This window comes from Paenibacillus beijingensis (assembly GCF_000961095.1).
GTDB classification, from domain to species: domain Bacteria; phylum Bacillota; class Bacilli; order Paenibacillales; family Paenibacillaceae; genus Paenibacillus_O; species Paenibacillus_O beijingensis.
On the sequence record NZ_CP011058.1, the window covers coordinates 2,116,737 to 2,129,738 of the forward strand.

Genomic DNA, 13,002 nt, shown 5'->3' on the forward strand with positions numbered 1-13,002 from the left:
TTATTATGGACCTTATAGTTCATTTTGGGAAGCAGTGGTATTTAATTCATATAGTTTCCGATAAGATATTTTTGTGATAGGATAAAGAAAACGCAATGTCATTTTTTCAGAGCTTATGCTTACGAAGTGGTTTTGCCTCCGGCAAAACCTTAGCTTATGCTTACGAAGTGGTTTTGCCTCCTGCAAAACCTTTAAGGAGGGGATTTCCATGCCTATTCAAGAGCCGGTCACACTGACCAAGGGATCGCCGGGCGAACTATGTCCTATTGCCAAGGCGCTTGATATCATCGGGACCAAGTGGACTTTTCTCATTATCCGGGAGCTGCTCATCGACGGCACGCTGCGCTTTAGCGATCTGTTGAAGGCGATGGACGGAATCAGCCCGAAAACGCTGTCGCTCCGCCTTAAGGAGCTGGAAACCCATCAGATCGTAGAGCGGACGGTATATCCCGAAGTGCCGCCGCGGGTGGAATATGCGCTAACCGACAAAGGAAGACGGCTCGAACGTATTTTCATCGAATTAAAGCGGTTCGGACTTACGCTGGAATAACAACTCAACCAATCGGGTATTTGAAAAAAAGACTGTCATTCGCCGCATCAGGCGGAAGGCAGTCTTTTTGCATGATTTTCGCTAATACTATCTTTATTGTAACTATATGAATTTTATATCACTACTTCCCATACGGAATTAATAAAACTATACTAGCCTCGAGAACGCAATCCAATGACATCTTAACGAGGAGGACGAAACATGTTGCAGCATCAAAAAATAGTCGTGATCGGCGGAAGCTCCGGAATCGGGTTGGAAACGGCGAAGCAAGCGGCGGCGCTTGGAGCGGAGGTCATCATAGCCAGCCGCTCCAAGGCCAAGCTGCAGAAAGCGAAAGCGGAGCTGGGACCAACAGCGTCGTCCTATACGCTCGATACGACGCAAGAGCAGGAAGTGAAATCTTTCTTCGAAACGGTCGGCCGCTTCGACCATCTGGTGGTGAGCGCGGCGGAAACTTCCGGCGGGCCGTTCCTCCAAACGGACACGGCCAAAGCGCGGCAGCTGTTCGATAATAAATTTTGGGGTCAATACTACGCCGCCAAGTACGGCGCGCCGAACATCGCCCCGAACGGTTCCATCACGTTATTTTCCGGGGTTGTCGCTTACAAATCGATGATTGGGTCGTCCGTACTCGGCGCCGTCAACGCGGCCGTTGCGAATCTGGGTCAAACGCTGGCGCTGGAGCTGGCTCCGCTTCGCGTCAATCTCGTATCGCCCGGTATTATCGATACCCCTTCCCGCAGCCAAATGCCGGAGGAGGCGCGCAATCAATTTTACGATACGATCGCAAGCAAGCTCCCCGTTAAGCGGGTCGGCAAAGCGGAAGACGTGGCGCAAAGCGTGCTGTACCTGATCCAAAACGGCTTCGTGACCGGTACCGTTCTCCATGTGGACGGCGGGCATATATTAACGTAAGCAGCCGGACGCCATTTTTACAAAACACTTCGTTTGATTTAATACGCCGCTAATAAATCGCCGTTACGATAAGGACAAGAACTCGGGAATGGAAAGGAACATATCCCTGATGTCCTTACTTTATCGGATTGGCAACAACCCCATCATTGCAGCGGTAAGAAGGCCCGAGGATGTCGATGCCGCTTTGGACAGCCGGGTGGAAAACCTGTTTTTCATGGGCGGGAACGTCAAGGAAATTATTCACGCCGTCGGCCGGACGAAGGAACGGAATAAAGGCGCCTTTGTCCATCTTGATTTGATTCGCGGGCTTTCCAGCACAGACAAGGAAAGCGTCGATTTCGTCGCCGATTACATCGGCGCGGACGGAATCGTCACCCCGAAGAGCCATTTGATCAAAGAAGCGAAGCGGGCCGGGCTTTACGGCATTCTTCATCTGTTCGTGCTCGATTCTTCGGCGCTGAAGAACGGGTTGAAAATGGCCGGGAACGTGCAGCCGGACGCCATCGAGCTGATGCCCGGAGTCATCACGAAGATCGTTCAGTCATTGTCCGACACGATTACCGATATCCCCATTATTGCCAGCGGCCTGATTCAAACGAAAGAAGAAGCGGCCAGCAGTCTGCATGCCGGCGCAACGAGCCTGTCCGTCAGCGACCAGACGCTCTGGAACCTTTCGTTTCAGGATTTGCAAGCAATCATGTAACTTATATTACAACTTCATATTTTGTCGTTTGGAGTGAGGAATGAGAGAAAGCTCTGGACAACGAACTTAGGGACCTGTGTCCTTAGTTTGTTGCCTGCGCTTTCTCTCTTCTTATTTTTATGACTATTGGAGGTAAAACATGGATTTCAACCGTAAGCAGCCGGTCGACCGTTATGTGCTCGTGATCAGCATTGACGGCATGGCAAACTATTACTTGCAGGACCCGAACGTGCGCATGCCGAACCTGCGCAAGCTTATCCGCAGCGGCGTCTGCGCCGAAGCGATGGAAAGCGTATTTCCGACCGCGACGTGGGCGATTCATTCCAGCATGGTAACCGGGACGTATCCCCGCAAGCATGGGGTGCTCGGCAACTGGGTCATTGACCGGCCGGGCCGCCGGGTCGGAGAACATTTCGGCGAGCGGCTGTGGAACAAAGCGGACGTGCTGCGCAGAGAAACGTGGTACGACGCCGCCAAGCGGATGGGCTGGACAACCGCCTCGATCTGCTGGCCGGTTACGCGGGGAGCGGATACGATCGATTTCAACATCCCCGAGTTTTACGAGCAGGAGCTGTTCGACACTTGTTGCACGCCTGACCTATGGAATGAGCTGAAAGCGGCAAGGCTGCCGGTGGACCGTTACGGCGAATGGAGCACGGACCATGCCCGCGCGCCGATGCAGGACTGGCTGACGACTGAAATCGCGAAATTTTTGATCGACCGCCACAGTCCAAACCTGATGCAGCTGCACTACCTGCTGCCGGACACCTATCAGCACGATTACGGCATCCGTTCCAAAGAAGCGTACTGGGCGCTCGAATATGTCGACGAACGGATCGGCGAGGTGCTGAATGCGCTTGAGCACAAAGGGCTGCTTGCGAAGACGAATGTGTTCGTCATGTCCGATCACGGCTTCATCAATACGAGCCGAACATTCTATCCGAACGTGCTGTTCAAACAGAAGGGCTGGCTGAAAGAGGGCAACATGGAAGAAACGCGCGTCATCGCCGTATCCAACGGCGGCTCGGGCTATGTGTACGTGCTTGAAGACGACCCGGCTGAAAAAGACCGCCTGATGCGCGAGGTACTCCGCGCGCTTGCCGAAAGCGAGGGGGTTGGGCGGTTGTTCGAGCCCGAGGAATTCCCGTCCCTTGGCCTTCCGGCCCCCGGCGAGCTTGATGAGCACCGTCCGGACTTCGCGTTTGAAGCCGAACTCGACTGCTTTGTCCACTTCGAGCAGAGCGGCGATGAAGTGATCGGACGCTCCGCCAAATTCAAAGGCATGCACGGGTATTTGCCGCAGCACGAAGAGCTGAAAGCGATCTTTGCGGCAGCCGGCCCTTCGATCCGCTCCGGCATGACGCTGCCGGAAATCCGCATCGTCGACGTGGCGCCGACGATCGCCCGCCTGCTCGGTACGGAGCTTGACGATCCGGACGGACACGCCTTGGATGACATTTGGAAGGAGGAACTCACGCTTGCAAAACTCAATCCCATTCACCGGTAAAAAGGTTCGAACGTCCCGCCGCTTCCGTAGCGGACTGCGGAAATCATGGATTCCGTTCGCTTTTCTGCTGCCGGCGCTCGGGCTGTATGCCGTCTTTTTCGTCTACCCGTTCATCTTTGCCTTGGGTCTGAGCTTTCAAAGCTGGAACATGATCAGCCCGGACAAAACGTTCGTCGGCCTCGCCAACTACCGCCACCTGCTGCATGACGAGGTGTTCTGGATTTCACTGAAAAATTCAGGGCTCTATGTGCTGCTGACCGTACCGCTCGCGATGGCGATCGGGCTTGTGCTGGCGCTGCTGGTGGAAAGCTTGTGGCGGGGAAAAAGGCTGTACCGGCTCATCTTTTTCCTGCCGGTCGTCTCCTCCATCGGCGTCATCAGCATCGTATGGAGCCTGATGTACAACCCGCAGGTCGGCGCCATCAACGTACTGCTCCGCATGTTCGGGATCGAAGGCCCCAACTGGCTGAACGACCCATCCATGGCGCTTTGGGCGCTGGCGATCGTCGGCATATGGAAAGGCTTCGGCTACAATATGGTGCTCTATATTTCCGGACTGAAGTCGATCGACCGCGGCCTGTACGAGGCGGCATCGATCGATGGGGCCGGCCGCTGGCGCCAGTTCCGGAATGTGACGCTGCCGCTCCTGTCGCCGGTTACCTTTTTCATCCTCGTTATGAGCATCATCTCTTCCTTTCAGGCGTTTGCGACGATCCAAATCATGACCAAAGGCGGACCTAACAATGCGACCAACGTGCTCGTTTACCAGATTTACCAGGAAGCCTTTCAATTTTTCAACATCGGCGTCGCTACCGCCTCGTCCGTCATCCTGCTGCTGATCGTCGGACTGCTGACCGTCATTCAGCTTCGTATGTCGAACAAAATGGTTCACTACCAATAATGACGCCGGAAAGGAGGTGTTTCGATTGTACCGCAAATTGCGCCTTGTTGAGGAAGGAAGCAAGCATATTCTGCTCATTGCGTTCGCCCTTCTCAGTCTGATCCCGATCTTCTGGATGCTTGCCACGTCGTTTAAAGACCCCCAGGAGGTATTCGCCGGCCATCTGTTCTGGTCGAACGCATTTAACCTGGACGGTTACCTGCAGGTATTCCGCGAGATTCCGTTCTCTGTGTGGGCATGGAACAGTACGGTGGTCGGCGTGCTGCAAACGCTGGGGCAGCTGATTGTCGGCGTGGCGGCCGCCTTCGCTTTCGCCCATTACCGTTTTCCCGGCCGGGACGCCCTGTTCTTCTTCGTCCTGATCACGATGATGATTCCGCCCCAAGTCACGATGGTGCCGACTTACATGATCGTGGGTGAGCTCGGATGGCTGAACTCGTTCACAGGCGTGATCGTGCCGCACCTCGCCAGCGGATATGCGATCTTCCTTCTCAGGCAATCGTTCATGACGGTTCCCCGCGAGCTTGGAGACGCCGCCGTCATAGACGGGTGCAGCCCGTTCGGCACGATGTGGCATGTTTATTTACGCTTGTCGATGAGCGCGATTAGTGCCCTGACGGTTATCCTCTTTGTCGGGAACTGGAACGATTTTCACTGGCCGCTGCTGGTGCTCTCCGACAAGAGCATGCAGACGCTGCCGGTCGCTTTCGTCCAATTCCGTGAGGAAGAATCGCTGGAGTGGGTGCCGACGATGGCGGTCGCCACGCTGTCCATGCTGCCGATTCTGCTATTGTACCTTGCGGCACAAAAGAATTTTATCGAGGGCTTTAAGAACAGCGGATTGAAAGGCTAATATTCTTCACACTACCAAGGAGGATGTTCAAAACATGAAAAAACAATGGGGTATCAGTCTGCTGGCGGTCATCATGATTCTGTCAGTCATCCTTACAGCCTGCGGCAATACGAATCAAACCGGGGTCAAAGCCGATGAAAAAGGCGCATCCGAAGAATCGAACGAGGTTGTGGAAATCGAATTCTTGCACCAGCATGGCGGTGACGCCGTTGATAAGCTGGTGGAGGAATACCACAAATCGCAGGACAAGGTCAGAGTCAAGCCGGTGTTTGCGCAGGGCTCTTATGAAGGTATCATCGAGAAAATCCAGACGCAAGCGGCGTCCAAGCAGCTTCCCGACGTGTTCACGAACGGATTCGTGTATACCCGCTTCGCTATCGATACGCTTCCGATCGTTCCGGCTTACGAGTTCATCGAGAAGGAAAACACTGATATGTCCGACTTCTTTCCCGAGATGCTGAATTTGGGTAAAGGCGATGACGGTAAACAGTACGCGATGCCTTTTGGCGTGAGCACGCCGATCGTTTATTATAATGCCGATCACTTCAGAGAAGCCGGGCTTGACCCCGAGAATCCGCCGCAGACATGGGAAGAAATCCGCGAGGCGGCGAAAAAGCTGACGGTGAATGGACGTTACGGCATGTTCTTCAACTACGAAGTTACGGGGAACTGGATGTATCAGGCCATGACGGAAACAGCGGGCGGACATATGATGTCCGAAGATTTGAAATCGGTCGCCTTTGATTCCGACGCGGGCCGCAAAGCGCTGCAGTTTTGGGTGGATCTAGTCAATACGGACAAGTCCATGCCGGTTATGGACGGCAAGCAGGCTTCACAAAGCTTCGCATCCGGCAATATTTCTATGTATGTGGAATCGCCAGCTTTGCTTACCAACTTCCGCAAGCAAACGCAATTTGACCTGCGTACTTCAGTCTTTCCGTCGCTTGACGGAAAACGGGTCGTGCCGGCGGGCGGCAACAACCTTGTTATCCTGGCGAAAGACCCGAAAAAACAGGCGGCAGCCTGGGATTTCGTCAAATTCGCCACTTCTGCCAAAGGAACTTCCTTGATCGCACAAGAAATCGGCTATATGGCGACTCGCAAAAGCGCTCTGGACGATCCGAAGCTGATGGGCGATTTCCTCAAGAAAATTCCACAGGCCAAAGTGCCTTACAACCAGTTGGAAAACATGGTTCCTTGGTATAACTTCCCTGGAACTGCCGGATCGAAGGTGTACAAAATCGTTCAGGACAATATCCAGGCCGCGCTTCTGCAGCAAAAATCAGTGGATCAAGCCGTAACGGATGCAGCTGCCCAGGCTAACGCCCTGCTGAAATAGAAGCGGAGGTTTAAGCTTTGGATTATGAGGAACGTTTGTCAAATATAAAAGTTTGCTTCTTCGATCTCGACGGTTGTGTTTATCATGGCAGCCGGTTATCGCCGGGTGTCATCCCGCTGCTCGCCGAACTGCGGCAGCGGGCGATCCGCTTCGCATTTCTGACCAACAATTCGCGGCTGAGAGCCCCGGACATCGGTGCGCGGCTGGCGGCGATGGGCCTGAATGTCGCTGCCCGTTCGATCGTATCGGTAACCGACATTGCCGGCGCGTACATCCGGGATAAGTTCGGCCGCGTCACGGTGAAAACGATTGGAAGCGACGGGCTGGCCCGCAGCATCGAGGAAGCGGGCCACACCGCGGTCGCGTGGGATGGTCCGTCGCCCGACGTCGTCATTGTCGGCCGCGATACGGAATTTCATTACGGAAAGCTGCAGCAGATCGCGGCCGATATCGGCCGGGGAGCGCGTCTTATCGCCGCCAATCCGGACCGTTACCATCCGGGTGCAAGCGGGGAGCGAATTCCGGAGACCGGCGCGCTGCTGGCGGCGATCGAAGCGATCACGGGCGGCACCGCCGAATGCATCGGCAAGCCGGAGCCTTATATTTTCGAGCACGGCATGAAGCTGTTCGGCGCCGCGCCCGAACATTGCGTCATGGTCGGCGACAATCCGGACACCGATATTGCCGGCAGCATCCGTGCCGGTCTCAAATCGGTATGGATTACGAATGAGACGGCAGACGGTCATCCCGACTCGATGCCGGAATGGTCCCCGGATTGGCCAAGGCCCGACATCGCGCTGAGCAGCATCGAGCAATTTTACCGTCTTGTCGCCTCCGGCGTGCTGCAATCCGCGAATTGAGCTGCATTCGAACCTGCCGATCATCGATAGAAAAAGTCTATCGTTTTTCAAATTACGTCTTGCAATCCGGTTAATTCCGATTATAATTGTAAGAATAATAGAAGTTTTTTACATTGTCGACTGGAACACCAGAGACACAACGTTGCCTGACTTACAGGCTGGTTGTGTCTTTTTTTGTGCTTACAGATCGGCGAAAGGTCCGAAACTGACGCGTCGGCCGCGTGTTCGGGCTTGATCACGAACGGAGGGGATTGTATTGAGCCTGCATTTCTCTTGGTTTACGCCAACGAATGGAGACGGCGCGCGGATCGGGCTGCCCAAACCGGAAAGGGAGCCGAGTCTGAACTATATTGTGAACGTGGCAAAGATGGCGGAGCACGTCGGATTCGACGGGATTTTAATTCCGGTCGGAACGCCGTTCCTCGATTCGTGGATGGTCGGATCGGCCGTCGTCCACCATACGTCGAGAATCCGTCCGTTAATTGCGATTCGCCCCGGATTTATCGCGCCTTCGCTGTCCGCCAAAATGGCCGCCACGCTGGATAGATTCAGCGGCGGACGAATCGACATCAATATCGTCACCGGCGGCTCGCCGCACGAGCTTGGGCAGGACGGGGACTTTTTGCCTCACGACGAGAGATACGAGCGAACGAAAGATTTTATGGGCGTATTGCAGACGCTGTGGAATGATCAGCATGTGGATTATGAGGGGCCTTATTTTTCGCTCAAGGACGCTCAGCTTGTGCCAAGCAGCATTCAACCGCGAATCCCTGCCTTTTTCGGCGGAGCGTCGGAGCAGGGCAAGGAGGCAGCCGCCCAGTACGGTGATGTGTACCTGCAGTGGGGAGAAGACGTGGAGGAAGTGGGCAAACAGATCGAAGATGTCCGCGCAAAGGCTGCAAAATATGGAAGAACGCTCGAGTACGGCATCCGCATTCATGTTATTGTCCGCGAGACCGAGCGGGAAGCGTGGGAAGCGGCGGAACGGCTCGTTGCGGACATCGATCCGGCGGTTGAGCAGCGGATGAGCAGCTATTACCGCGAGGCCGACTCCGTCGCCCAGCAGCGGATGAGCCGGCTGCTTCAAGGCGATTACCGGTTCGGCAAGCATAAATGGGCCGGCATCGGGCGCGTCCGCAAAGGAGCGGGAACAGCCGTTGTAGGAAATCCGGAACAAGTCCGGGAAGGACTGCAGGAATATATCGACATCGGCGTCACCCATTTCATTCTATCCGGCTTCCCCCATCTGGAGGAAGCGCAGCGGGTCGGTCAATTGCTGCTGCCGCAATTCAAAGACCGGCGGACAGGCAGCGTCAGCTACGCATGAAGGAGGAGGCAACCATGCCACTTACACGGGGTGAGAGATTTATCGAAAGCTTGCGCGACGGCCGCAGCGTTTGGTTTGAAGGGAAACGTCTGGACGATGTGACGGCGCACCCGGCGTTCCAAGGCACTTTGGACACAATCCGGAAGCTGTTCGATACGCTCGATGACAAACAGCTTCAAGAGCGGATCGGGTTTAAAAACGAGGCGACCGGCGTTTACGCCCACAACGCGTTTCTGGTGCCCTATGAGCGGGAGGATCTGATCCGGCGCAGAGCGGCGTTTGCGCACTGGGCGGACGAAACGAACGGCGTTATGAGCCGTCTGTCCGAATTCGCCCGGTCGCTCGTGACCGGCTGGTATGCGGCGCGCCATGAATTTACGCCGTATGACCCGCATTTCGCAGATAAAATAACGCGTTATTACGAACATGCGAGGGACAACGATTCCTTTCTGACGACGGCGCTGCTCGACCCGCAGATCGACCGCACGAAGAGCCCCGGCGAGCACCGCAATCCCGATTCGGTGCTTCGTATCGTCGGCGAAACGGAAGAGGGCGTCATCGTTCGGGGTGCAAAGATGATTGCTACCGCTGGGCCGTACGCCCACGATTTTCTCGTTTATCCGTACTACCGTCTGAAAGAAACCGAAAGCGAATACGCCCATTTCCTCATCGTTCCTGCCAATCTTCCCGGGCTGCATATCGTCTGCCGAGATTCTTTCGCCAAGTTTAGCGGCGATGATTATCCCTTAAGCTCCAAATACGATGAGATGGATGCCGTGCTGTTTTTCGACGATGTGCTCGTTCCGTGGGAACGCGTATTTTTGAAGGGTAGCACCGAGGGCGTCTGGAAGCTGCGTATGAATGAGACGGCCGGCGCGCTTGCATTCCATCAAACCGTTGTGAGGCTGTTGTCTAAGCTCGAATTTGTAACCGGGGTGTCCGTTGCGGTCGCCCAGTCGATCGGCGCCGATGGCTTCCAGCACGTGCAGGAAAAGCTCGGCGAGCTCATTATTCAGACGGAAAGCATCAAGGGACTGCTGCTCGCCTCCGAGCTCCAAAGCAGCCGCAGCGAAGCCGGAATCGAGCTGCCGGACCTCGTTCCGATCGAAACGGCGCGAAATTTGGGCACCCGGTATTATCCGCGGGCACTTGAAATTTTGCAGCTGATCGGCGCCGGCGGCTTCATGCAGGTCCCTTCCCGTCTTGAGGAGCTCAGCGGTCCGCTCAAGGATTTGATGCACACCTATTATGCCGGAAAACAAGTGGGCGCGGACGATAAAGTACGGCTGTTTAAACTGGCTTGGGATTTGGCAGGCAGCCAACTCGGCTCCCGTCATGAGCTGTACGAGCGTTTCTATGCGGGCGATCCGGTCCGGACCTACGCCAATCAATATGTGAACGCCGATAAATCCGATCTGGAAAGACGAATGCGGCAGTTCCGTCAAGCCCATTACGGAAAGGAGGCTGAAAGCGGTGAGCCAACTATCGGCAGGCAGCAACTATCGTTCACGCCTCAGTGACGGCCGGAAGGTGTGGTTGGAAGGTGAAGCGGTCGCCGACGTTGCAAGCCACCCTGCTTTCAAAGGCACGGTCGATACGGTCGCCTCGCTGATCGATTTGCAGGAGGCGCCTGAGACGCAGGATGCGCTGACATTCGTCAGTCCGACGAGCGGCAAGCGCGTGAATTCGGCATTCCTTGTTCCTTCAAGCAAAGAAGACATCCGCCGCAGGCATGAGGCGTTCAAGGTTTGGTCGGACGCCACCTTCGGCATGATGAGCCGTTTGTCCGAATATTCCCGCTCGCTGCTGACCGGATGGTATGCAAGCCGCAGCCGTTTGGGCGGTGCGTCGGACCATTTTGCGGATAAAATATCCCGATACTTCGAGCAAAGCCGTGACCTCGATCTGCTGTCGACGACGGCCTTTCACGATCCGCAAATCGACCGTTCCAAAGGCCCGTCCGAATCTTCCGATCCGGACGCTTACCTGCGCATAGTCAAAGAATCGGAGGACGGCATCTGGGTGAGCGGCGCCAAAATGATCGCCACCGCCGCCCCTTACGTGGACGAAGTGTTCATTTATCCTTTTCACCGCAGATCGGACAAAGACAAGCTGTATGCGACGATGTTCGCCGTTCCGGTGGGCACGCCCGGTCTTCACCTCGTCTGCCGGGAGCCGTTCGCTTCGGAACAAGCGGAGGAGCATCCGCTCAGCTCGCGCTATGACGAGATGGACGCCGTTCTTATCTTCGACGAAGTGTTCATCCCGTCGGAACGCGTGTTCATTAAAGACGACCCGGAAGCGATCTGGAACATGCGAATGGATCCCGCGGTCGTCGCCCTGAGCCAGCATCAGACGGTCGTCCGGCTCATCAGCAAGCTCGAATTCGTCGCGGCTTTGGGTCATGAAATCGCGACGACGATCGGCGTAGCGCACCATCTTCATGTGCAGGAAAAACTGGGTGAGCTGCTGATTCAGCTGAATACGGTCAAGGCGCTGCTTGCCGTTTCCGAAGAGCAGGCGGAGCCGGACGCCGGGACGGGCGTATGGCTTCCGGCCACCGAACCGCTCGCGACCGCCCGCAACTTAGGAAGCCGTTATTATCCGCGGGCGATCAGCATCCTCCAGCATATTAGCGCGGGCGGATTGATGCAGACGCCGTCCACGCTCGCCGAATTGAACGGGCCGATCGGGCATCTGGTGCAAAAATATTACCGCGGCGCTTCGGTTGACGCGAAAGAACGGACGCGGCTGTTCAAGCTGGCGTGGGATTTGATCGCGAGTCCGCTCGGGTCGCGCCACGAGCTGTACGAAATTTTTTACTCGGGCGATCCGGTAAGAACATACGCCGCCCAGTATACCGGGTATGACAAAGCATCACTGACCGACCCGGTGTGGAAGCTGATCGGCAACGGCGAGGCGGTTCTGCGATGAGCATCCAGGTTGCGCTTTGGGGTTCGAATATTGCAGGCGGATTTCTGCGCTCTGCCATCGAGCAGGACAGGGATGCAAGCTACGCGTACAACTTGAAACTCGCTCAGCTTGCGGACCGGCTCGGCTACGACGCGATGCTGCTGCCCGTCCGTTATATCGGCGGCATCGGCGGCGGCGATTCGGCGACCGGGCAGCTTGACCCGGTCACAACGGCCGCGGCGCTCGCGGCATCGACCGAGCGGATCCGGTTCATCAGCGCGGTGCTGCCGGGATTCATTCCGCCGGTTACGCTGGCCAAGATGGGTGCGACGATCGACCATATCAGCTCGGGCCGGTGGCACGTCAATCTGGTGACCGGCTGGTTTCAGGAGGAGCAGGAAATGTTCGGCCTGCCCTGGATCGCGCATGAGGAGCGATATGCACGGTCGGAGGAGTACCTCGAAATTTTGAAGGGGCTCTGGCAACAGGAAACGTTCTCCTTCGAAGGCCGGTATTACAGCATCAAGGAAGGACGCATCCGTCCTTTTCCGTATCAGCGTCCGTACCCGGCCATTTTTCAAGGGGGCAACTCACAAGCGGCGCGCAGCATGGCCGGCAGATTGTCGGATTGGTACTTTATGAACGGAGCGCCGCTCGATGAGATTAAGGAGCAGATCCGGGAGGTGAGCGGCATCGCCTCCTCGCACGGCCGGACGGTCCGGTTTGCGGTCAATGCGTTCGTTGTCGCGAGAGAAACGGAGCAGGAAGCACGGGCGGAGTATGACCGCATCCTTGAGCTGGCCGACCGCGCCGCGATCCGGCAATTTCAGGAAAGGGCGAAAGGCGCCAAAGGGATGTGGGGCAACGCCTCGTCCGTCAGCGATTTCGTCGCCAACAACGAAGGCTTCCGGACGGGGCTGATCGGCTCTTACGATCAGGTCGCCCGCAAAATCAAGGAGCTTGAAAGCGCCGGCGTTCAGATGCTGCTGACCGCCTACCGGTTCCCGCTGCAGGAAACGGTTCATTTTCACGATCATGTGCTGCCCCTTATCCGGGATAGCCGGCCGGCCTCCGGCCTGGATGCAAGCTCCACCGCTTCCATCCCAACGAATCGATAGGAGTTCATTTAACGAA

12 protein-coding genes are annotated in these 13,002 nt (G+C 56.0%); all 12 read left to right on the plus strand.

The features are described 5' to 3' along the window. The first annotated feature begins 208 nt into the window (after positions 1-208). Positions 209-550: a winged helix-turn-helix transcriptional regulator gene (locus VN24_RS09420; RefSeq protein WP_045670198.1), complete on the plus strand. Its 342-nt coding sequence runs from the start codon at positions 209-211 to the stop codon at positions 548-550. Positions 551-751: 201 nt separating this feature from the next. After that, positions 752-1,465 (plus strand): SDR family oxidoreductase, encoded by a 714-nt coding sequence (locus VN24_RS09425; protein ID WP_045670199.1) that lies wholly within the window; start codon positions 752-754, stop codon positions 1,463-1,465. 109 nt (positions 1,466-1,574) lie between these two features. Beyond that, complete coding sequence (locus VN24_RS09430) at positions 1,575-2,168, plus strand: glycerol-3-phosphate responsive antiterminator (RefSeq protein WP_052702876.1); 594 nt, start codon at positions 1,575-1,577, stop codon at positions 2,166-2,168. Between the two features lie 139 nt (positions 2,169-2,307). Then, on the plus strand, positions 2,308-3,675 hold the full coding sequence (locus VN24_RS09435) for an alkaline phosphatase family protein (RefSeq protein WP_045670201.1): 1,368 nt from the start codon (positions 2,308-2,310) through the stop codon (positions 3,673-3,675). After that, complete coding sequence (locus VN24_RS09440; RefSeq protein WP_238590870.1) at positions 3,647-4,576, plus strand: carbohydrate ABC transporter permease; 930 nt, start codon at positions 3,647-3,649, stop codon at positions 4,574-4,576. Before VN24_RS09435 ends, VN24_RS09440 begins: the two co-directional genes overlap by 29 nt. Positions 4,577-4,592: 16 nt before the next feature. Further along, entirely contained in the window at positions 4,593-5,429 is an 837-nt protein-coding gene (locus VN24_RS09445; RefSeq protein WP_238590871.1) for a carbohydrate ABC transporter permease, read from the plus strand. A 34-nt stretch (positions 5,430-5,463) separates the two neighbouring features. Continuing rightward, positions 5,464-6,768 (plus strand): ABC transporter substrate-binding protein, encoded by a 1,305-nt coding sequence (locus VN24_RS09450; protein WP_045670203.1) that lies wholly within the window; start codon positions 5,464-5,466, stop codon positions 6,766-6,768. A gap of 17 nt (positions 6,769-6,785) precedes the next feature. Beyond that, positions 6,786-7,628: an HAD-IIA family hydrolase gene (locus VN24_RS09455; RefSeq protein WP_045670204.1), complete on the plus strand. Its 843-nt coding sequence runs from the start codon at positions 6,786-6,788 to the stop codon at positions 7,626-7,628. A gap of 256 nt (positions 7,629-7,884) precedes the next feature. After that, positions 7,885-8,955 (plus strand): LLM class flavin-dependent oxidoreductase, encoded by a 1,071-nt coding sequence (locus tag VN24_RS09460; protein ID WP_045670205.1) that lies wholly within the window; start codon positions 7,885-7,887, stop codon positions 8,953-8,955. A gap of 14 nt (positions 8,956-8,969) precedes the next feature. Beyond that, complete coding sequence (locus VN24_RS09465) at positions 8,970-10,475, plus strand: 4-hydroxyphenylacetate 3-hydroxylase family protein (protein ID WP_045670206.1); 1,506 nt, start codon at positions 8,970-8,972, stop codon at positions 10,473-10,475. Next, positions 10,429-11,889, plus strand: a complete 1,461-nt coding sequence (locus VN24_RS09470; protein WP_045670207.1) for a 4-hydroxyphenylacetate 3-hydroxylase family protein — start codon at positions 10,429-10,431, stop codon at positions 11,887-11,889. The genes VN24_RS09465 and VN24_RS09470 overlap by 47 nt, the downstream gene beginning before the upstream one ends. Beyond that, entirely contained in the window at positions 11,886-12,986 is a 1,101-nt protein-coding gene (locus tag VN24_RS09475) for an LLM class flavin-dependent oxidoreductase (RefSeq protein ID WP_045670208.1), read from the plus strand. Before VN24_RS09470 ends, VN24_RS09475 begins: the two co-directional genes overlap by 4 nt. Positions 12,987-13,002: the final 16 nt, after the last annotated feature.